The sequence below is a fragment of the Methanoculleus sp. genome, assembly GCF_030019085.1.
Taxonomy (GTDB): Archaea; Halobacteriota; Methanomicrobia; order Methanomicrobiales; family Methanoculleaceae; genus Methanoculleus.
In genome coordinates this window covers 1-21,321 of the sequence record NZ_JASEFJ010000017.1, presented here as the reverse complement: position 1 = coordinate 21,321, position 21,321 = coordinate 1, and the positions used below count along the sequence as shown (strand labels likewise).

The window sequence follows — 21,321 nt, the reverse complement described above, 5'->3', positions numbered from 1 at the left end:
GGCATGATTGCAGGTATCATCGGCGGCACGGGTCAGATGGGGCGGTTTTTTGAAGGTGTCTTTCAGGCCGCGGGCTGGGAGACGGTCGTCTCCGGGAGGAGGACAGAACTCACGAACCGGGATGTTGCGGAGACAGCAGACCTTGTGATGGTCTCGGTGCCGATCCGCGTCACCGTGGAGGTGATACGCGAGATCGCACCGCTGCTCTCGGAGGACCAGATCTTCTGCGATCTCACCTCCCTCAAGGTCGAACCGGTCCGGGCAATGCTTACCTCCAGTGCAGAAGTGATCGGGCTTCACCCGATGTTCGGGCCCGGCGTCGCGTCGTTACGGGGTCAGACGATCGTTGCAACCCCGGCTCGATGCCGCCAGGAGACCCTCGATACTCTCCTCTCGGTCTTTCGTGAGCAGGGGGCGGAGATCACCATCTCAACAGCGGAAGACCACGACCTGATGATGGCAGTGATCCAGGGTCTTACCCACTTTGTGACGCTCGCAAAGGCTGAGGCCATCCGACGGACAGGAACTGACGTTGCGGAGTCTCTCCGATTCACAAGCCCCATATACAGGATCGAGATGGGGCTGGTTGGACGGATCCTTGCCCAGGACGCCGGCCTCTACGGGGATATCCTCCAGATGAACCCGGCCATACCGGAGGTGCTCGCCAGGTTTGAGGAGGCGGTCATGGCGCTCCGGGAGATCGTAGAGGCCGGGGATGCCGATCGGTTCCAGGAGTTCTTTGCCGCCAATGCCGGGCATTACACCTCTTACCTGAAGTCTGCAACCGAAGAGACTGACGACCTCATCAACCACGTGGTGGGCGGTCGATGACCGTCCTGACGCTCGGACCGGCCGGCACGGTCAGCCACGACCTTGCAACACGACTATACGGCGACGATATCAAACTCATGCCGACGATCCGTTCGATCATTTCCGGGGTGGCGACCGGTTCGGGCAGCGGGCTTGTGCCGATCGAGAACTCGGAGGCCGGAGGCGTGGGGGAGACGCTCCAGGGGTTGATGGAGTTTGGGGTCTCGATCACCGCCGAGGCCTACATGCCCGTTCGCCATCACCTTGCGGCGCGGGGCGATCCTTCGCGCCTCTCGGTCATCTACGCCCATCCTCAGACACACGAGCAGTGTTCCCTCTTCCTCGACGATCTCGGGGTGGAAGTCGTTCACACGAGCAGCAACGCTGCGAGTGCGGTTGCGATGCAACGAAACGAGAACGCCGGTGCCATAGTATCAGAGATGGCGGCGCTGATCTACGGCCTCCCGATCGCCTTGAGGGACGTTCAGAACCGGAAGGACAACACCACCAGGTTTGTCGAGATCTCTACTCTCCCCCGTGATGTTGCAGGATGTACGAAGTGCAGTCTCCTGGTTGACCCGGAGATCGATCGGGTCGGTCTCCTTGCCGATATCCTGGGGGTTTTTGCCCGACGCGGGATCAATCTTACCCGGATAGAGTCGCGGCCGTCCCGGAGGGGTATGGGGAAGTACCTCTTCTTCATCGACCTTGAGATCTCTGAAGGCTGGTGGGAGGCGAAGGAGGAACTCAGTGGCATGACAACGGTGAGAGAACTCGGGTGCTACCCCCGTCTGGAGGTGCCCGGAGTATGATGGTCAGGGTTTCGCGGACCGGCCCGGTCGAAGCGGTCTTTGAGGCGCCGCCTTCAAAGAGTTACACCCACAGGGCGCTGATTGCGGGAGCGCTCGCGGAGGGGAAGACGCGTATCGCGAACCCTCTCCGGGCGGTCGATACGGAACTGACCGCTGCGGGACTTGAGGTTCTCGGAGTGGCGATCGAGTGGCGGCCTGGAGAGATTCTTATCACCGGTTGCGGCGGCACCTTCCAGACAGAGGGGGAGGTGACCATCGACTGCGGAAACTCGGGGACGACACTGCGACTGCTTGCATCCTTGGCGCTCCTTGCCCCCCACCCGGTTGTGCTGACCGGCAGTCCCAGGATGCTTGAGCGGCCTGTCGGCCCCCTTGCCAGGGCGCTGGAGGGGCTCGGGGGTGAGATTGTGTTTCCCGGTCGGCCGGGCTACCCGCCGGTCAGGATCTCCGGGAGGCTTCGTGGCGGGAGGACGGAGATCGACGGGAGCGTGAGCAGCCAGTTTGTCTCGTCCATCCTGATGGCAGCGCCATGCGCGGAGGAGGATGTGGAGATCACGCTCCCGGCGCTCCCTGCCTCGCGGTCGTACCTGGATCTGACACTGGACGTGATGCAGGGATTCGGTGCCAGGTTTGAGCGACAGGGCTACGAATGGTTCCGTGTGGAGAGCGGCGTGCCTTACCGGGGGAGGGATTACCGGATCGAGGGCGATTACTCATCGGCGTCCTACCTATTTGCGATCGCGGCTATCTGCGGCGGCAGGGTCACCGTAAGGGGCCTGAACCCGGTTTCCGTTCAGGGTGACCGCCGGTTCCTGGACGCTCTTGTCTCGATGGGCTGCAGCGTCACATCCAGTGGGGACGCGGTGACGGTTGAGCGGGCGGGCGATCTTGATGGTATAGAGATCGATATGTCCTCTTCCCCCGACACCGTCCAGACCCTGGCGGCAGTGGCGGCGGTGGCTGGATCGCCGACAACGATCCGCGGGACGGCACATCTCCGCTACAAGGAGAGTGACCGCATCGCGGTGACGGCGGATACGCTCCGCAGGATGGGTGCTGGGGTCGAGGTGACGGAGGACTCCATCAGGATCAAACCTGCACCGCTTCACGGCGTGGCTGTCAACCCCCACGACGACCACCGGACGGCGATGGCGTTTGCCGTCGTCGGGCTCGCCGTGGGGGGGGTGGTGATCCGGGACCCTGACTGCGTGGAAAAGTCATTTCCAGGGTTCTGGGAAGCTCTATATGGGGAGGGGTTGCTGTGAAGGTCGTGCTCATCGGTTACCGAGGGACGGGAAAGACCTCGGTTGGTCGAATCCTTGCGGAACGACTGGATTTGCCCTTCTTTGACACCGATACACTGGTTGAGCGGACGGCCTCGGTCTCGATCCCGGAGATCTTCCGGCAGCATGGCGAAGCGCGGTTCCGTGCCCTGGAGCGCGAGGTTATCGAGTCACTTGCGGGCGTGGAGGGGGTGATCAGCACAGGCGGGGGGGCGGTCTGCGACCCGGCGAACGTCGCCTTCCTGCGGCGGCAGGGGAGGGTCTACCTGCTCTCCGCCACGCCGGAGGCCATAAGGAAACGGATCGCCGGGAGCGACCGGCCGGGGCTGACCTCTCTCTCGCCAGAGGAGGAGGTGCGAAGCCTCCTTGCCCGGCGAAAGGACGCCTACCTTGGCGCTGCCGATACCTGTATAGATACTGGTTCCCGAACACCGGTTGAGGTTGCTGGCACCATCCTCAGAGACCTCCGCGGGGAAAAAAGTATCCCGCCGGAAGAGCGGTGCGAGCGTGACCTCCTCCTGGAACGGTTCGGGCTCTCCGGTCTGCGGGAGATGCTCGACCTGGATCCGTGGCTGATGGTCTGTGGCATCGCCGGTTACCCCTGTGCCCACAGCAGGAGCCCGTTCCTCTATAATCGGCTCTTTGAACGGTTCGGGATGAACTACCACTACACGAGGTTTGAGTGGCCGGACGTCGGGACGATCATCCGCCTGGCGTCCCTCCTCCCGACAAAAGGTCTCTCTGTCACCATCCCCTTCAAGACCGATGTGATGCGTCACCTGGATGAGGTGGACGAGCATGCTGCGGCAATAGGTGCGGCAAACACCGTGGTCAGATGCGGTGGGAGGTCTTACGGGCATAACACCGACTGGCTGGGCGTACGGACGCCGCTTCTCCACCGGCAGGGCGCCAGGGCGGTTGTGCTCGGTGCGGGGGGTGCGGCGTCCGCAGCGGTCTACGCCCTCCGTTCGCTCGATATGGAGGTGACGGTCCTTGCCCGGCGAGCCGATGCGGCACAGAGACTTGCAGAACGGTTCAACTGCCGCTGGGGGGGACTGGAAGATTTCAGGGGGTGTGAAACCGATGTGGTGCTGAACGCAACCCCGGTCGGGATGGAGCCGGACACCCGGAGCCTGCTTGATGCCAGCGACCTTGAGCGGGGGATGACCGTGTTTGACCTGGTCTACACTCCACCGGATACGCCTCTCATCCGGGCTGCGAGGGAGGCCGGGTGCGAGGCCATACCCGGCACGGAGATGTTCGTCCACCAGGCTGTGGAACAGTTCCGACTGATCACCGGGATCGCGGTCTCGCCGGAGGAGGTTCGGGAGGTGCTTTCATGAACACGTTTGGTAGAAATTTCAGGTGCACGACGTTTGGCGAGAGTCACGGCAGGGCTGTAGGTGTGGTCATCGATGGCTGCCCACCGGGGATGCCCCTGGTGGAAGGAGATATCCAGCCCTACCTCGACCGTCGGCGACCGGGGAAGACCCCGCTTGAGTCCGGACGCAGGGAGCCAGATCGGGTGGAGATCCTCTCGGGGACGTTTGAAGGGCGGACGACCGGCGCTCCTATCGCGCTCATAGTTGCCAATCAGGACGTCCGTTCGGAGGACTACGACGCGCTCCGGGACGTCTACCGCCCCGGGCACGCGGACTATACATGGCAGGTGAAGTACGGGCTACGCGACCACCGTGGGGGAGGCCGGAGTTCCGGCCGGGAGACGCTCGGGCGGGTCGCTGCCGGTGCGGTGGCGATCCACTGGCTTGCGCCGCGCGGCATCGCGATCCGGGGCGAGGTCGTCGAGGTGCATGGTGTGAGGGGACGGGAAGCGATGGAGGCAGAGATCCGTGCCGCCCGCGATGCAGGTGACTCCGTGGGTGGGGTAGTCGAGGTGACGGTCTCGGGCTGCCCGCCAGGTCTTGGCGATCCAGTCTTCGGGAAACTCGATGCCGCCATTGCCGGCGCCATGATGGGTATCGGGGCGGTTAAGGCCGTTGAGATCGGTGAGGGGTTCGGCGCAGCCCGACTCCTGGGGAGCGAGATGAACGATGCAATAACCGCAGAGGGGTTTGCAAGCAACCGTGCCGGCGGCATCCTTGGCGGGATAACCAACGGAGAGGATATCGTTGTTCGGCTCGCCGTAAAACCGACCCCCTCGATACGCAGCCCTCAGCGGACAGTCGATATCGCCGGGGTGGAACGGGAGATAAGGGTTGAAGGGCGGCACGACCCCTGCATCGCTCCCCGGATCGTCCCTGTTGCAGAGTGTATGCTGGCGCTCGTGATCATCGACGCAATGCTTGAAGAGGCGAAGTACCGGGGATGGGGTTAGCCCCACACACCGGTGTGGCGTTACCCGCCGTCAGATCAGAGATGCGGTTTACCCGAACCCCTACCTCACCTCAATAGTTCAGCGATCTCGCGCATCTCTCTGATATGATACTGCCCTTCGGCCATCGGCCTTCCTGCGTGGCAGAAGACAAACTCTGAGCCGAAGAGGGGCAGGATCGCACGTGCGAAACGGAACCTGCTGCCCATGACGCTTGTGCAGATTGGTTTCTGTGCATCGTGGGTGAACCGGAGTAGGTCGATGAGGTCGTTTGGGTTTTCGGGCTGAACGACGATCTTCGGGATATCGCCATATGACCTGAGCGTCCTCTCGATCCTATTCAGGTCTGCCGTGCCGGGCATCTCGTCTATGTGGAGGGAGGCCAGGATCCTGACCCCCTGGCTCCTGAGGGATGGGACATGCTCGCGGTAGCGCGTTTCAACGTCAACGATATCGACGTATCTTGCAATTGGCCCGACTATCCCGGCCCAGAGTTCGGCATCGCCGACAAAGTCTCCACCTTCTTCCCTGCTCCTTAGCGTGGCGATCAGGGGTATGGCTGTCATCTCCCGGATTGCACGGACGTGATCCAGCAGGTCACCCTCCATACGGTCGAGTCTGATCTCAATGAATGCCGGGTTGTATTCCAGCACCCCGCTGATGAGGGCAGGGTCATCCACGGATACGGCGATCTTCATATCTGAAGGATGTATTTCCATGCTGTATCACTTAAATGCCTGCCCTGTGTCATTCGCCTCTGAGGATCTCGAAGCTATCAGACCAGAGTAACTTCAAGGCTGCCCTGGTTTGATGAACCTCTTCCAGGGCGGATTTTTGAAGGACCCTATGTCGCTGCAAGGCCGTACCTCCTCCTTCTCTATGACATTTCCCTGGTACAGTCTCCGGGAGGTACTTTTCTGGCGTCAACTCTTATTTCCGTCCCGGTGCACGGCTTTCCCCTCGGACATCACCACCCACCTCCCGGTCGGTCGGGTTATTCGTGGGCAGAGCAGGGTATAGCCAAAAACCCCATAAATGTGGAAACGCCTCTGCCGCTGCAGGGTATATAGTCTTCTGGAGCGAACCCTAACAGAGAGATGCCGCACAATCATGATCGTGGTCCAGGGTTGCCGGAACTGCTTGCGCCGGCAGGGTCTCCTGAGGCTCTGGCCGCAGCAGTCAGCGCGGGTGCCGATGCCGTCTACCTCGCCGGGAGAAGGTTCGGTGCCCGGCAATACGCGGCGAACTTCTCGGAGGAGGAACTCGTCTCCGCAATCGATTATGCGCATCTCCGGGGTGTCAGGGTCTACGTCACCGTGAACGTCCTGGCCAGGGAATCAGAACTCCCCGATCTGGCCCGCTACCTCTACCGACTCTACGAGATCGGGGCAGATGCCGTCCTGGTTCAGGATCTCGGTGTGGCGGCAGTTGCACGTGAGATAGTCCCGGGCCTCCCCCTCCACGCATCCACCCAGATGACGATACACAACCGTGAAGGCGTTGCCTGGGCCGCTGAAGAAGGCTTTTCCAGGGTGGTGCTGGCGCGGGAACTCACCCTTCCCGAGATCGAGGACATATCTGCCGATCCCCGTGCAGAGGGGGTGGGTCTTGAGGTCTTTGCCCACGGTGCTCTCTGCTACTCTTACTCCGGTCAGTGCCTCCTCTCCTCTGTTATCGGCGGCCGCAGCGGGAACCGCGGTATGTGTGCCCAACCGTGCCGGAAACCCTACCGGCTCGTGACCGCCGGTGTGGATGAATACGGTCGGCCGGGGGAGCCACAGCCCCTGCCCGTGAATGAGCGATACCTCCTCTCTACGCGGGACCTCTGTGTCTATCCCTACCTCGATCGCCTGGTGCAGGCCCCGGTGGCCTCGCTAAAGATCGAAGGCAGGATGCGTTCTCCCGCTTACGTCGCCACTGTGACCCGGATTTACCGGCGTGCTCTCGATGCGATCGCCGCCGGGGACGACTGGTCGCCCTTAAGGGAGGATCTGCGAGACCTGGCGCTCGCGTTCAACCGGGAGTTCACGGAGGGCTACATCCTCGGCGCCCACGATCTCATGGGCCGTGACCGGCCGGGGAACCGGGGGGTAATGCTCGGGCGGGTTACAGGTTACGACCCGCTGAGGGGGGAGGCAACCGTTCGCCTTACAGGGGATATAGTGCCAGGATCCGGTGACGGCGTGGTCTTCTGGGGAGAGGATCCCGGGATGGATGTGGGAGCGGTTATCCGCGGGGCACCCGCTGTCCGGAACGGCACGCTACGACTCAGCGTTCCTGCGCCGGTAAGGCCCGGTGCACGAGTCTTCCTCACAAGGAGCATGGACCTGGAGGAGCGGGCAAAGAGGATAATGGATGCGTCTCCTGAACCGCTGCAACTCGATCTCCTGGTCACCTGGGACGGGGAGACACCCTGTCTGGAGGCGGTCGTCGAACCGATCGGCGGCGAACCGCTCCGGGTGCGTTACCGCTCCGCTCTCCGGATGGAACCGGCACGGAACCGGCCGCTGACAGAAGAGCAGATCGCGGAGCAGTTCGGGAAGACGGGGGGGACGCAGTTTGTGATCCGGAACATGGATATCCGATATCCTGGCGGGCTTTTTGCCCCGCTTGGAGAGTTGAACCGCGTCCGGCGGGCATTTCTCGAGCGGGTTGAGGAGACCCTCCTTGCCGCGCGACGCCCTGATGCGGGGGCGGTTAATGCGGCCCGGCAACGGCTTGAAACGGCGCTTGCCGGGATTGGAAGGGTGGCGTTGCTCGGCCGTGAACCCCGTCCCCTCCAGGTCTCGGTCTATACCGACACCCTGGATGGCGTGGAGGCCGCTCTCGGTGGAGGGGCGAGGACTCTCTACCTGGAGGTGGCCGCTGTCCCCTATCTCCTCAAAGAGGCTGCCAGAGTCTGTCGCGAAGGGGGTGCAGAAGTTGTCTGGAAATGGCCTGCAATCACCCGGCGCTCGTTCCTGGATACGGCGACGTCCATCCTGCCATCGCTATACGGGGCTGGCGTTCGCGGGGTGATGGTGAGCGGGATGGGTGCCGCGGATGCTGTGAGGCGTGCCGAACCACGGATGAGCATCTACGGGGCTGCCGGGTTGAACCTCTGGAACCACCGCGCCGCCGCGAGACTTGAGGGGCTGTTCAGGCGGTGCACGGCATCCCCGGAGCTCCCTGCCGACGACCTCGCCGGGCTTGCAGCCTCGACTGGCGGGACTCTGGAACTTGAGGTGCTGGTCCAGGGCAACATCGAGGCGATGGTGAGCGAGGACCGACTTTTGGCGAACGTTGGCGGGGAAGCGATAGACATCAGTGGTTTTGTCGGGCTACAGGACGGGCGCAACCGGGTATTTCCGCTTCGATGCGACTGTGAGGGCAGGACTTACATCTCAAACGCGGTTGAGACCTGCCTGATCGATCACATCCCGGAGATCGCCGGGATGGGTATAGATTCCGTTGCCATCGATGCACGGGGCCGGGGCCCCCGTTACGCCGGAGAGATGGCCCGCCTCTACAGGATTGCGGTCGCTGCTGTGGCGCGGGGGGACTCAGGTATACTCCCTGGGCTCAGGGACGAGGTTAAACGGCGGGCTCTTGGTGGGATCACCGGGGGGCATTTTGTCAGGGGGATTGAGGGTTGAGAGTCGTCATGTGTGAGGGGTTGTTGATGAAAGACCGGGGCCTGCATCAGAGTTAATACCGGATGGAGCAACCTATCAGGCAGACGTGATGGATATGGATTCGCCGTTCATCCTGATCAACCTCAAGACCTATAAGGAAGGTATGGGCAGCAACGCCCATCGGATAGCTGCTGCGGCCGAGACCGTGGCAAAAGAGAGCGGGGCGGTCATAGGTATCGCGCCGACGTTCACTGAACTCCATCCGATGAGTTATCACTACTCGATCCCGGTCTACGCCCAGCATATAGACCCGATCGCCCCTGGCGCCCATACCGGTCATATCCTTCCGGAATCTGTCCGGTCGGCGGGCGCACGTGGCACCCTGATCAACCATTCCGAGCGCCGTCTCACCCTTGCGGATATCGACGCCTGCGTTCAGGCTGCCAGGAGGCTCCACCTTGAGTCGGTCGTCTGTACTAACAACGATGCTACCAGCGCTGCTGCCGCAGCGCTCGGCCCGGACTACGTGGCGATCGAGCCCCCCGAACTGATCGGAAGCGGGATTTCGGTCTCAAAGGCCGATCCCGGGATAATCGAGCGATCTGTCAATGCTGTGAGGAGAGCAAACCCGAACGTAAAAGTCCTGACCGGGGCAGGAATCCAGTCCGGAGAGTGTGTGAAGATCGCCATAGACCTCGGGACATGCGGGGTTCTCCTCGCCTCGAGTGTGGTCAAGGCCGAAGACCCTGAGGCCGTCCTCCGAGACCTGGTCTCACTGATCTGAAACAACTACGTTATCAGCGATATCAGATCGTGCCTGGTGATCACACCCTGCACCCTCCCTTTCTCGATGACGATCACCGCATGACTGTGGCGTAGCAGGTGGACAATCGTATCTATCGGCGTTGTGGGAGGAACCGTGGGGAACCCGGGCTCCATGTAGTCCCTCACCACCCGCTGGTGTTTCTGGTAAAGTCCTCCATCTTCCATTGCGTTCGTGATGGCCGACTCGGATATGCAACCGATGGGTACGCCGTTCTCGAGCACGGGCAACTGTGATATGCCTTTTTCTCCCATGATCTCAATGGCACGGCTGACGGGATCCTCCGGCGTGACCGAGAAGACCGGGGAGTGCATCACATCGGCTGCTGTGACCGCTGACTTCTCTACTGCCTGCAGAACGTTCACGATCTTTGCGAGCGTGCTGACTCTCGGATCCACGCTACCCGCCTCGATCCGCGCCACCATGGACTGGCTGATTCCGGCCATTCGGGCCACATCGGCCTGTTTTAAGCCCATCTGGATCCTTTTCGCACGAAGTTCCGCTGGAGTTGGGATCTCCATTTGATTACCCATAGTAATTTTTTACAATATATACCTGCCTGCGAGGTGTGAAGGTGGAAACCCGGTAAGCCACAGACCTGACAGCGGTGGGATGGGACCACCTCTGACGCCACTGACAATCGGACGCTTGATTTTGAGGGGGGTGAAGGTGAGAGGAGATGATGAGATCAAACCAATGATTCTGATGCACATCACTGTCATTGTTTCCCGACAGTATGCGCTGGGCCCATTCAAATCGCCACTGGTGAACGTCTCTCACCGACCCCCTCCCCCCCCCGCCGCCCGGTGGGGGGTAATTTGTGGCGACTCCCGGCGGGAAGCTTTGCCAGGTAGATGGCCGACTCACTGCCCGATCTTTAATAGCATCTCTTCAAGCGTCGGGTAGTGCGACTCGATCCTCTCGATGGTTGCGCCGGCGTCTGCAAGTTTCGCGGTCATCCGGTTCAGGTCTTCGATGGTCTGCGCCTCTGCCAGGTAGCGGCCGTCGGAGGCGATGTAACTGACCGGGGTCGTAAACGTCGCGGGGTCGGGTATCCGGAAGAAGATCTGGTAGGTGATCGATCCGAAGGCCTCACGTAGTTCAGGCATGCTGCCTTTTGCCACTACCTTCCCCCGGCGCAGGATCAGAACCAGGTCACAGGCCTCTTCCACCTGGAAGAGGTTGTGGGCGGAGAAGACTACGGTCTTATCCCGGTCGCGCAGCCCTTTTATATAGTCGAGCACCGATCGTGAGGTCATCGGGTCGAGGCCGGAGGTGGGTTCGTCGTATATTAGCAGGTCCGGGTCGTGGATAAGCGATCGCGCTATCGCAACCTTCCGCTTCATCCCTTTTGAGAGTTCTCCGATCTTCTTACCGTCGGGATCGAGCGCGAGTTCGTCGAGGAGTTCTCTCGACCGTTTCCTGATGACGTTCGCCGGAAGACCGTAGATCTCACCGAAGAACGAGAGGTACGCCTCAACGCTCATCGTCTCGTAGAGCCTGGACTCTTCCGGGAGGTAGCCCAGGTTCTGTTTCAGGTCGAACGGTCTTTTAACAACGTCGATACCATTTATGACAAGACTGCCCCTCGTCGGTGTGATAAGCCCGGCCATTATCTTTAAAAGAGTCGTTTTGCCCGCGCCGTTGTGCCCTATCACCCCCAGGATCTCTCCATCGTCCAGGTCAAATGAGACGCCGTCGAGGGCCGGGAACTCGCCGTAGTACTTTACAAGATTGCGGGCGGTTATCATCCGGTATCTCTTTTGTCTTCGATGCCTACTAATAGGTTGCTCTACAAAAATATGCTTCTCTCACACCTTCCGGGATCACCATGAGTCTTCTCTCTTCCATCCGGACGATCGCCATCTGGGAGATAAAACGCTCCATGAGCACGATGGGAAAAGGTATCCTGCCGCTTGCCGTGGTGCTTCTCCTCCTGCTGGTGCTGGTGACGGCATTTGCCGCAGAGAGCGGTCTCCATCTACAGGATGGTATGTATCGGATCGGTGTTGATGACCCCGACACGGCCAGGATCGTCGCGTCCGACACCCGGTTTGTCACATACCTGGATGACGGGGCATCACTCCGGGAGAACCGGTTTTCTTACGATATCGTCATCATAAACGGGGAGGTCTACGCTGTTGACACGGATAAGGGGCGCGCGGCGCTAAATACGCTTGAGCGCGATTACGAGAGTTACGTTGCAAGCGTTGCCGCAGCGGAACCCGACCTCTTCGCCGCCTATCCCCTCTGGATCGACCTCCAGTACGTGAAGAGCGAGATCGATTTCCTGGCGACTCAGAGCGGGCAGCAGGTCGGCGCCCCGGTGGAGACAAAGAGACCTCCAACTCCATCCCTCCCGGTCGAGGAGGTGACTCCGCCATCCCAGGGCAAGCTCACCACAGAGGAGGAACTCCGGGAGCATCTCATAGAGTCCGGGGACGGTCAGCCCCTCAAGCGCTACACCTCCCTCATCTCTGGCGAGTCCACCACAGATAGACTCCTGACACCCTCCGAGCTCTCGCCGCCGCTACCGTTTGACACCATCATCCTGGTCTTCGTCTTCATATTCCCGCTCTACTTCACCTCCCAGTTCTTCATGATGAGCGTGATGAACGAGCGGGTGGGACGGGCAGGTGAGGCGCTCCTCTCTGCCCCCGTCCGCCAGGCGGCGATCGTCGTCGGGAAGGCCCTTCCTTACTTCACGATCATGATCCTGATCGCGGCCGCGATCACCCTCTTTGCCAGGGCACCCCTCACGATCCTCCTCCCGCTTATACCTGTCATCCTCTTCTTCCTGGCAAACGCCCTGATCATCGGGATGACCTCCCGGAGTTTCAAAGAACTCTCGTTCATCTCGATCTTCTTCTCGACCATCGCAACGTCCTACCTCTTCTTCCCCACAGTCTTTGCAAACACCCACGTCATCAGCATCGTCTCCCCCCTCACCCTGGTAGTACTCGCGATCCAGGGTGATGGGTTCACCGCGATGGAATACCTCTACTCGACCGCGCTCTTCTTTGCAACGAGCATCATCCTCTTCTACGTCGGTATTGCAAACTTCAGGGAAGAGCACCTCTTCTCGGAGAGACGCCTGACATCACGGGTTGTTGACTTCATCTCGACCGGGATCAGCCGGAACCACCCGCACCTCTCGCTCTTTCTGCTCGCCGCATTCATGATCCCGTTCGTCTTCATGGCCGAGATGCTGACGCTTGTCCTTTTCTTCAACATCCCAATGCCGCTCTCTCTCCTCCTGCTGACGCTCACTGCCGCGGTCATCGAGGAGTTTGCAAAATCGATCGGGCTTTACGCGATAGCCAGGGATCGGCCCGGTTTCCTCACGGTTAAAAACCTCCTCATCGGGGCAACGGTCACAGGTCTCGGGTTCCTTGTCGGCGAGAAACTACTTCTCTTTGCCACGCTTGCCCAGATCACCGAGTCGATCTTCGGGAGCATCCTCTTCCTCTCTCTCCAGGCGCTCTGGATGCCGCTCCTCCTCCACATCGCCGGGGTGCTGATCACAGGCGGGTTCCTGCTGCTCGGAGGGCGGCGTGCCTATGCTCCGGGGATAGTTGCGGCAGGGATAGTCCACAGTCTCTACAACCTTTACTTCATCGGGGGGATGCTCCTTTGAACAGGCGCCATATCAATCTGATCGCGAAGAAAGAGATCGCCGGGCTCTCATCGGAGAAGACGATCGTCTTTGCGATCCTCCTCCAGGTCTTTATCGCGATGTTCTCCTCGTTCTTGATGGTTGGACTCACCGCGATGTACGACCCGGAATCGATCGAGGGCTACTCGACGGTCACCTACAGAGTCGGTTACGCCGGGGCGGAATCACCGCTGATCGATCAGTTTGCAAAACGAGACGATCTCATCCTTTACAGGATGGATCTCGGTGAGGCGCTTGCGGCGTTGCGCGAGCGGATGGTCTCTGCCGTGGTCTACGTCCCGGACACACCTCCAGACGCTGAAGACCCGGTCACGGTGACGCTTTATCTCATCCAGAACGACCTGCAGTCGGGTGTGGTCAACGTCAAGATAAAAGAGGTTCTTCAGGACTATGAAGAACAGCTCCGTGAGATCCGGGCAGATCGGTTGATCTACTCGCCAGTGGAGTTGAACTTCCCTGACTCGGGGGGTGGCGAGAGCTTCTTTGAGTTCGTCTACGGTCTCCTCATCCCGCTGCTCGTCTTCCTTCCGGCGATCGTATCGGCGGCCCTGATCATCGACCTGATCACGGAGGAGTACCAGCGCCAGACGCTTGAGACGCTGCTCTCGACACCGATCACGTTCACGGAGGTGATCTGGGGAAAGATTGCCGCCTGCGAGGTTCTGGTTCCTCTCCAGGCGGGCGCCTGGCTCATCCTCCTCTGGCTGAACGGTATCCCTGTGAATAACGTCATGGCGATCCTCCTCCACGTCTCGACGTCGGGTCTAGTCCTCATACTGCTCGGGGCGCTTGTCGCGCTCCATTACCGTGAGAGGACGAGTGCCCAGTTCATATTCTCGACGGCGCTTGTAGTGGTATTCCTATTTGTCATGGCAGTCCCCTACAACCCCTTAAACCTCATCGTAAGGCTGGCGGTGGACTCCATCGGCCCCACCCACTGGCTGGTTCTGGCGCTGGTCGCTGCTGCAACGGCGCTTCTGGGGTGGGCGATCACTGTCTACGCCCGCCGGGTAGGGGAGAAGAGTCCCTGAGGGAGCGGGTTATCGACTCGGTTGCACCGCGTGAGACGGCAGCCTCTACCCCTACCTTTTGTATACAGTCGGGGCAATAACTGGATCATGGAGATCACGATCCTATCCCCCGGTATCTACACTTACGGCGCCATGCTGATCGGCGGCGTTCTTCGTGACGCAGGTCATCGGGTGACCCTCACCCGGACGCCTGATGTCCCTGCGAGTTCGATCCTGCTGATTAGCCTCTTCTCAACCCAGCACCTCCTTGATCCTGCGATCAGGAACCTGATCCGGGCACACCGCGAGCGTGGCGGGCGGGTCTACGTGGGGGGCCCAGTCTCGGCCGCGCCGGAGATGGTGCTCGGTGAGCTTGCCCCCGATGCGGTTGTCGTGGGCGAGGGTGAGGAGACGGTGGTCCGCCTGGTCGAGGAGGGGGTCTCGCCAGATCTCCCGGGAATCGCGTTCATTGATGGCGGCAGAACCGTGGTGACGCCTCCCGCCCCCCCTGCACCGATAGAGCGCCCTCTACCCCTGATCCCGGACGATATAGGGAGCCAGAGTATCAGGGGGGCGAGCGCCTACATCGAGACCCACCGGGGGTGTATCGGCGGGTGCACATTCTGTCAGGTGCCCCGATTCTTCGGGAGGAGGGTCAGGAGCCGATCGATCGAGAGTATCGTCGAGGAGGTGAAGGCTTTTGCAGCCCACGGCGCAAAACGGCTTTCTATATCCGGTGGGACGGGGTCGCTCTACGGTTCGAGCAATGGGGAGATGAACCCTGACGCCTTTATCGCCCTCCTGCGCGGAATGGCAGAGGTGATGGGGCCTAAAAATATCTCCGCCCCGGATATCAGGGTGGACTGTATCACCGACGAGATACTTGACGCCATAAAGCGCTACACAATCGGCTGGATCTTCTTCGGGATCGAGTCGGGGAGCGACCGGGTGCTCCGGATGATGGGCAAAGGTGTGACGGTCAGCCAGGTTGTGGAGGCGGTGGAGCGGTGCCGGGGATATGGGCTCCATGTTGCCGGGAGTTTCATTGTCGGGTATCCGGGTGAGACCGAACGGGACTACCAGGCGACAAAGGATCTGATCGCCACCCTCCTGCTCGACGATGTCTTTGTGAGCGCTGCCGAGCCCATACCTGGAACGCCGCTTGCCGATCTCGTGGTAAGGACGCCCCGCGATAAGAACCCGGCTTTTATGCCACATGTTGGGGAGTACCGGGCGCTCGGTCTGACCGAGAGCGAGGCCCGGTGTTTCGACCTGATGATGCACGCTGACCTCTTCCGCCCCCAGATCCGGCTCATTACTGATGAGGTTTACAACGCTTACCTTGCCGAGGTGAGGAATCAAGGAGGGGATATCCGGGCGGCAACCGAACTCATCCTCCGCTATGCCGGGGTGTAAGGTCATCCCGGCAACCGTTCAGCCACTTCTACACCACCCATCCGCGAGCGTCCGCGATACCCTCACAGAACCAGTTTCGTCTGGATGGTTTCCTTCCGGTTGCCGAAGGTGAGGTGGCGTGCGGCGACCTTACCCCTGATTCCGGCACGCTCAAGGTCGGCCGGGCCGGTGAAAGGCCGCTCTTTGCGGAGTGTGATGATTCTGTCCGCGGCCTTCGGTCCTATCCCGGGGACGCGAAGGAGGTCCCATCTACCTGCGGTGTTTATGTTCAAGGGGGCTTTGTCGGCTGCAAGGACCTGTTTTGGGTCACGGTTTTCGAAGAACCCTCTCTCATCGAGAGCCGCCCGGAGTTCGTCGACCGTAAAACCGTAATCCCTGAGGAGGTAGTCGGCCTGGTAGCACCGTTGTGCCCTCCATGCCGGCGTGTCGGGGTGCTTTGCGAGTGGTGTTCCTGGCAGGGAGCGGAACGCCGAGAAGTAGACCCTGGCCGGCCTGACCCTGCGGTACTGCCCGGCGAGACAGGAGAGGATCTCCGCATCTGTCTCGTCCGCCGCCCCGATGACGAGCTGCGTTGTGTGCCCACCGGGCTTCTCCTCCGCCACCCACGCCTGTCGTTTCAGGATATCCTGCTGGTAATCCTTCACCCCGGCTATGCAACCCAGGCGGTCTGAGGATGTGGTCTCCAGGTTGATGCTGATGCGATCTGCCACCCTGGCGGCGTCATGGATATCCGCCCGTGTTGCGCCGGGGAGGATCTTGAGATGGAGGTAACCGTCGTAGCCCCTGCGCCGCAGGATCTCCCCCGTCTCCACCAGGTCGTGCATCACAAGGTCGACGTCGTGCGGGATACCGGAACTGAGGAAGAGTCCCCCGACAAGGTCTTCCTGCCAGAGGCGAAGGAAGGCGTCGGCGAACTCAGGCGGTGAGAACCCCAGTCGTTCACGCTGGAGTCTGATGGAACAGTAGGCGCAGTCGTAGGAGCAATAACCGTTGAGAAGCACCTTGAGCATCCGGCCGCATCCGCCCGCCCGGCGGTTGTAGGTTATGTGCGTCGCCGTAGAGAGGACCTGGATGCATTCGCCGGGTGCGCAGATGTCAAACTGGCCGGCGGCAGTGAGGCTGGAGAGTTTCTGCTCCGCAACGGACATGATTGGATCATGGGTCCACAGGTAAAAGAGTCTGTCGCGTGCGGGGTGAAAGTGTTTATTGGTCGCTGTCGTCAGGGAGCAAAATATCCGGGCTTGTTATATATTAAGATAAATATATATTTTATGGAAGAGCATGTCCGGTTCTCGACAGGATCAGAAGAATCAAATGCGTTCTTCCGATGCAAAAACCGCCTTGACGCGGAGTACAGGAGAGAAGTCCAGGCGACAATCAATTCAGAGGTATCCTCCACGCGCTGGCGCCTGTGATGATGCCGTTACAGCGCTCGGGCGCAGCCTGGTCCACCACGGTCCGCACAACGACCGTGCCTTTCTGTACCATCTGGACCCGGCGGACCTCCCTGAGGTCACCGGCAGGCTTTGGGCGTTTGCAGAAGAGCGGGGGTATTCCCATATATTTGCAAGGATACCGGCCACCGCCCTCGATCAGTTTTTATCAGGCGGCTACATGCCGCTGGTGCGGATCCCGGGTCTATTTCGCGGGGAGGTGGATGGCTACTACGTGGTGCACCACCGTCTCACGTCTGGTAGCGAGAGGAGCGGGAACGACGAAGTCCTTGCGGTTGCCATGGCTAAAGCCGGAGAGCGGGTTGCGGCGGGTCCGGCGCTTGAACCGGGTTTCACCGTGGTCCGTGCCACGGTGGCGGACGCCCCGGCAGTTGCATCGATCTACAGGAGGGTCTTTGGGACCTACCCTGTCCCCGTCGATGAACCCGGTTACCTTGCGCAGAAGATGCAGGAGAATCTGTGGTGTTTTGGTATGGTTGGGCCAGGCGGTCGCATGGTCGCGGTCGCTGCAGCTGAAGTTGACACCCCTGTAGAGTTTGCTGAGATGACGGGTTTTGCGACTTTGCCCGACTACCGTGGGCATGGGTTTGCAGCCTCTCTCCTCCGGGTTATGGGAAGGTTATGTCCGATCGAGGGGGATAAAGACGGTGTTTGCCATCGCCCGGGCAGATTCATGCCCGGCCAACATCATGTTTTCCAGGGCTGGATACGCCTTTGCAGGGGTGCTTCCTGAGTGCGTCAACATATGCGGATCCCTTGAAGATATGAACGTCTGGTGGAAGTCTATTGGTGTTATGGATAGATCCGGGCCGGTGGTTTGCCCGGGAAACAATATCCTGTTTAAAGGCGTACCATTCACAAGAGTGAAAGGTGAATGCGGAGTCAGCCGGATTATGATGTCATAATTGTTGGAGGAGGACCCGCCGGCAGCACCGCTGCGTTCCTGCTTGCAAAAGCCGGCCACCGCGTGGGGCTATTTGAACGGGCGGTGTACCCACGTGAGAAGGTCTGCGGTGGTTGCCTGACCCAGAAGTCAGTCCGGTTCCTTGACAGGGTTTTTTCCCTGCCGCTCGACGCTATGCGGCGAGAGGGTTTGCTCGATTTCACCGGGAAGGGGTATGCCCTTTACATCGGTGATCGCCGCCTCCTCGCCGAAGACCTGGCAGAACCGTTCTACTTCACTCGACGGGAGCGCTACGATGCCTGCCTTGCCCGGATGGCGCGGTGGGCCGGGGCGGAGGTCCTTGAAGGCATGGAGGTGACCGCGGTCAACCACGTTCAGCGGACGGTAACCACCGCGGGCGGGGAGCGTTACTCTGCCAGTGTTATCATCGGGGCTGACGGGGTCCACAGCCGCGTCCGGCGCTCTCTCCCGAAGGGTGTTGTTGACCCACAGCGGTGGCGCAAGAACCTTGGCCTGGCGCTGGAGATTAAGATCGACCGGAGGGAGGCGGGGGTACACCTGAACAGGGAAGCGGCGATCCGTCTGGACGCCGAGATTGGGATACCCCATGTTTTCCTCGGCGCCTGCCCGATGGGTTACGGCTGGGTCTTCCCGAACACTGATGCAGTCATCGTGGGTATCGGTGGTTTGTTTGAGGCGAACCGGAAGGGACTTCCCGACCGTTTTCGAGAACTCCTTGTGAAAATTGGGTTTGCAGCGTTTTCAGACCGAAAGCCTGCAGGACGCCTACTGTCGTTTGGCAATTACATCCCATCTCCGGCCCATGAAGGGACGGTTCTGGTCGGGGATGCAGGCGGTTTCACAAGCCCCATCCTCGGCGAGGGGATCTTTTATGCCCACCGAACGGCAGAACTCGCCGCTCATGCAATAGACCGACACCTCACCTCGGGCGCGCCGCTTGCCGCGACATACACCTCCCTCCTGAACCGTCGTCTCATTCGTGAACTGGAGGCGGAGATGAGGGTCCGGGACTTCCTCTACAGCCACCTCAACGGCGGGACGCCTGCTATCCTGCTCCGGTTTCTTGCCAGGGTGGTGCGCCGCCCTGTCATCGAAACTGTCCATGGGCATCGCTCTTTTCAAGGGTTTCGGCGTGATGAGGATCTCCACACCGCCGTCTGGTGAGAACGCTCGCGGGTTCTATCACCGCGCCCGTTCTCTCGCAGCCAGCAGAACCCTTGCCACCCTCTCTTCCCCACCCTCATGACGGAGATCGGTGTGCACCCTGGCATGACAGATCTCACAGAGCGTTATGAGGTTGGCCATCTCATCGTTTGAAGTATCGTGATCGAGGTGGTGGATGTGGAGATCCTGTCCAGCGCCGCAGATAGCACAGCGCCCTCTGTCACGTTCAAGAACCCTCCTGCGTGTCTTCTTCCACGCCCGAAGGGCATACTTCTCTCGTGCCCGGATGGGGGTCTCAAACCTCTCGCAGTAGACCCGGCCATCGCCTCTTACAGCGAAAGGGCACTGGAGACAGAGTCGGTAAAACCCGTTCTGGTCGGGGCGATCGCCGCAGAGGGGAGACCCCGAACGGTCGAAGGCGTCAAGGCTCACCTGAAGTGTGTGGCTCACGATCAGGAGGTTTTGTCTGTGGCGTGTGATAAAAACTGGTTTTCACCCCCCACAACCCGCCGACCGGCAGGGCGACCGGAGTCTCAAGCGCAGAACTCTTCGATCGAGGCCTGACGGGTACGCCCGCCTTCCAGGTTTGAGATCCGGATCCCGAGAAGCCGGACGTCTGTGCCGTTCAGGAACGGCTGGATGAGTTCAGAGACTGCTCTCTGGATCACGCCCGGGTCTGCGGTGAACCGTTCCAGCGTCCTCGATCGGGTATACGTCTGGAACCCGCTGTACCTAACCTTGACCGTGATCGTCCGACACCGGAGACCCGCGGTGCGAAGCGTCTCTGCAACACTCTCCGTAAGCCCGGCCAAGGTCTCCGCGATCACCGACGGATCGGAGATATCCATATCAAAAGTCCTCTCCCGCGAGATGGATTTTCGTCCCTCCCTGCACTGCACCTCCGCACCGTCGATACCAGTGGCGAGGTGGTACACCCGGATGCCGGGTCTTCCAAGGTGTGCGACAATCTCCTGGATATCTCTTCGTGCGAGATCGCCGATGGTCAGGATACCCATTCGCCGGAGTTCTTCGCCGTTTCGTCTTCCGATCCCCGGGATCTTCTCCACGGGGAGGGGGGCCAGGAACGCCTTGACCTCCTCCGGGCGGACGACCATCAACCCGTCGGGTTTACAGTAGTCGGAAGCGATCTTTGCCACGGTCTTTCCCGGTGCGACCCCTACCGAACAGGTAAGCCCCGTCTCCTCGCGGATCTCTTGCTTGATTGAGGCAGCAATCGATCCTGCCGTTGTGAAATCCCCGGTATTGCTTAGATCGAGGTAGGCCTCGTCTATGCTCACCTGCTCAAACAGCCTGCTGTGCCGGGAGAGGATCGCCATGATACTCTCTGAGACCTGGAGATAGAGCGACCGATCCACCGGGAGGTAGACCCCGTGGGGACAGAGGTCATAAGCCCGGGAGATGGGCATCCCGGAATGCACCCCGTAGTGCCGGGCTTCATACGAACACGTGCTCACGACCCCCCGACCGCCCCCTCCTTTCGGGTCGGCGCCCACGATCACCGGGCGCCCGGCAAGCGATGGGTTGCGGAGGACCTCGATGGAAGCAAAGAAACTGTCCATGTCTACGTGCAGCACGATCCTGCTTCCGGCGGTTGTCATCCTACAGAGTTCTCCTTCTCGCTAACTTAAAAAGAGTAACTGGATGGTCAAGGTGATGTTGCAGGGGTGACAGGGATGGGGAGACCGGCCCGGAATGGGGTGTTGGTAATTGAGGGTGCCTCCTCCGTTCAGCCCACGGATCGGGAATGGCAAAGATGTGAAGAGATCATTGAGAATAGGCGGATTTTGTGATATTAATTTATACTATCATAATACGTGGGCGAGTGAGCGATCACTCGCTCCACCTATTTTCCAGCTGACCGGCAAGAATACTTGCGTTTGCAGGGTTATGAGGACGTGCAATAAAAAGGGGTAGTGGTGTTCGGTTTTTACCGGGCCGGGATGATGAGCGAACGCTCGCCGGCGGGCATGTACTCGCGGAT

The 21,321-nt window shown here is 60.5% G+C and carries 18 protein-coding genes; 12 read left to right on the top strand and 6 right to left on the bottom strand.

Features of this window, described 5'->3' with window-relative positions; translation table 11 throughout:
* The first annotated feature begins 3 nt into the window (after positions 1 to 3).
* The 5 genes from QMC91_RS07715 to QMC91_RS07695 are packed head-to-tail and all read left to right on the top strand — an operon-like array spanning position 4 to position 5,240.
* On the top strand, positions 4 to 831 hold the full coding sequence (locus QMC91_RS07715; protein ID WP_300237383.1) for a prephenate dehydrogenase/arogenate dehydrogenase family protein: 828 nt from the start codon (positions 4 to 6) through the stop codon (positions 829 to 831).
* The gene (locus QMC91_RS07710) at positions 828 to 1,622 is read left to right on the top strand and encodes a prephenate dehydratase domain-containing protein (RefSeq protein WP_300237381.1); all 795 of its coding nucleotides are present in this window, start codon (positions 828 to 830) and stop codon (positions 1,620 to 1,622) included. Before QMC91_RS07715 ends, QMC91_RS07710 begins: the two co-directional genes overlap by 4 nt.
* On the top strand, positions 1,619 to 2,887 hold the full coding sequence (gene aroA / locus QMC91_RS07705) for a 3-phosphoshikimate 1-carboxyvinyltransferase (protein WP_300237379.1): 1,269 nt from the start codon (positions 1,619 to 1,621) through the stop codon (positions 2,885 to 2,887). Before QMC91_RS07710 ends, aroA begins: the two co-directional genes overlap by 4 nt.
* Positions 2,884 to 4,248 (top strand): shikimate dehydrogenase, encoded by a 1,365-nt coding sequence (gene aroE, locus QMC91_RS07700; protein WP_300237377.1) that lies wholly within the window; start codon positions 2,884 to 2,886, stop codon positions 4,246 to 4,248. The genes aroA and aroE overlap by 4 nt, the downstream gene beginning before the upstream one ends.
* Positions 4,245 to 5,240, top strand: a complete 996-nt coding sequence (locus QMC91_RS07695) for a chorismate synthase (RefSeq protein ID WP_300237376.1) — start codon at positions 4,245 to 4,247, stop codon at positions 5,238 to 5,240. Before aroE ends, QMC91_RS07695 begins: the two co-directional genes overlap by 4 nt.
* 65 nt (positions 5,241 to 5,305) lie before the next feature.
* Here the strand turns inward: QMC91_RS07695 and QMC91_RS07690 are convergent, their stop codons facing one another.
* Positions 5,306 to 5,935 carry a type I 3-dehydroquinate dehydratase gene (locus QMC91_RS07690; protein ID WP_300237374.1) on the bottom strand — a complete coding sequence of 210 codons (630 nt, stop codon included), beginning with the start codon at positions 5,933 to 5,935 and terminating at the stop codon, positions 5,306 to 5,308.
* Between the two features lie 399 nt (positions 5,936 to 6,334).
* On the opposite strand from QMC91_RS07690, the gene QMC91_RS07685 reads away from it, so the two are divergent.
* Together QMC91_RS07685 and tpiA are read left to right on the top strand one after the other, a co-directional pair.
* Positions 6,335 to 8,872 carry a U32 family peptidase gene (locus tag QMC91_RS07685; protein ID WP_300237372.1) on the top strand — a complete coding sequence of 846 codons (2,538 nt, stop codon included), beginning with the start codon at positions 6,335 to 6,337 and terminating at the stop codon, positions 8,870 to 8,872.
* Between the two features lie 94 nt (positions 8,873 to 8,966).
* Positions 8,967 to 9,635 (top strand): triose-phosphate isomerase, encoded by a 669-nt coding sequence (gene tpiA, locus QMC91_RS07680; protein ID WP_300237370.1) that lies wholly within the window; start codon positions 8,967 to 8,969, stop codon positions 9,633 to 9,635.
* A gap of 5 nt (positions 9,636 to 9,640) precedes the next feature.
* Here the strand turns inward: tpiA and QMC91_RS07675 are convergent, their stop codons facing one another.
* Together QMC91_RS07675 and QMC91_RS07670 are read right to left on the bottom strand one after the other, a co-directional pair.
* The gene (locus QMC91_RS07675; RefSeq protein ID WP_300237368.1) at positions 9,641 to 10,195 is read right to left on the bottom strand and encodes a CBS domain-containing protein; all 555 of its coding nucleotides are present in this window, start codon (positions 10,193 to 10,195) and stop codon (positions 9,641 to 9,643) included.
* A gap of 342 nt (positions 10,196 to 10,537) precedes the next feature.
* Entirely contained in the window at positions 10,538 to 11,425 is an 888-nt protein-coding gene (locus tag QMC91_RS07670) for an ABC transporter ATP-binding protein (protein ID WP_300237366.1), read from the bottom strand.
* 80 nt (positions 11,426 to 11,505) lie between these two features.
* Here QMC91_RS07670 and QMC91_RS07665 point away from each other — a divergent pair, with 80 nt between their 5' ends.
* From QMC91_RS07665 to QMC91_RS07655, 3 genes are all read left to right on the top strand, one after another.
* Entirely contained in the window at positions 11,506 to 13,311 is a 1,806-nt protein-coding gene (locus QMC91_RS07665; RefSeq protein ID WP_300237364.1) for a PrsW family intramembrane metalloprotease, read from the top strand.
* Entirely contained in the window at positions 13,308 to 14,381 is a 1,074-nt protein-coding gene (locus QMC91_RS07660) for an ABC transporter permease (RefSeq protein ID WP_300237362.1), read from the top strand. The genes QMC91_RS07665 and QMC91_RS07660 overlap by 4 nt, the downstream gene beginning before the upstream one ends.
* Positions 14,382 to 14,468: 87 nt before the next feature.
* Entirely contained in the window at positions 14,469 to 15,776 is a 1,308-nt protein-coding gene (locus QMC91_RS07655) for a methyl-coenzyme M reductase glutamine C-methyltransferase (RefSeq protein WP_300237360.1), read from the top strand.
* A gap of 62 nt (positions 15,777 to 15,838) precedes the next feature.
* On the opposite strand, the gene QMC91_RS07650 is transcribed toward QMC91_RS07655, so the two are convergent.
* Positions 15,839 to 16,924, bottom strand: a complete 1,086-nt coding sequence (locus QMC91_RS07650) for a helix-hairpin-helix domain-containing protein (protein WP_300237358.1) — start codon at positions 16,922 to 16,924, stop codon at positions 15,839 to 15,841.
* A gap of 193 nt (positions 16,925 to 17,117) precedes the next feature.
* Here QMC91_RS07650 and QMC91_RS07645 point away from each other — a divergent pair, with 193 nt between their 5' ends.
* Together QMC91_RS07645 and QMC91_RS07640 are read left to right on the top strand one after the other, a co-directional pair.
* Complete coding sequence (locus QMC91_RS07645; protein ID WP_300237356.1) at positions 17,118 to 17,963, top strand: GNAT family N-acetyltransferase; 846 nt, start codon at positions 17,118 to 17,120, stop codon at positions 17,961 to 17,963.
* 141 nt (positions 17,964 to 18,104) lie between these two features.
* Complete coding sequence (locus QMC91_RS07640) at positions 18,105 to 19,319, top strand: NAD(P)/FAD-dependent oxidoreductase (protein WP_300237354.1); 1,215 nt, start codon at positions 18,105 to 18,107, stop codon at positions 19,317 to 19,319.
* Between the two features lie 18 nt (positions 19,320 to 19,337).
* Here the strand turns inward: QMC91_RS07640 and QMC91_RS07635 are convergent, their stop codons facing one another.
* Together QMC91_RS07635 and dinB are read right to left on the bottom strand one after the other, a co-directional pair.
* Positions 19,338 to 19,769 (bottom strand): HNH endonuclease, encoded by a 432-nt coding sequence (locus tag QMC91_RS07635; protein ID WP_300237352.1) that lies wholly within the window; start codon positions 19,767 to 19,769, stop codon positions 19,338 to 19,340.
* 83 nt (positions 19,770 to 19,852) lie between these two features.
* The gene (dinB, locus tag QMC91_RS07630; RefSeq protein WP_300237350.1) at positions 19,853 to 20,938 is read right to left on the bottom strand and encodes a DNA polymerase IV; all 1,086 of its coding nucleotides are present in this window, start codon (positions 20,936 to 20,938) and stop codon (positions 19,853 to 19,855) included.
* Positions 20,939 to 21,321: the final 383 nt, after the last annotated feature.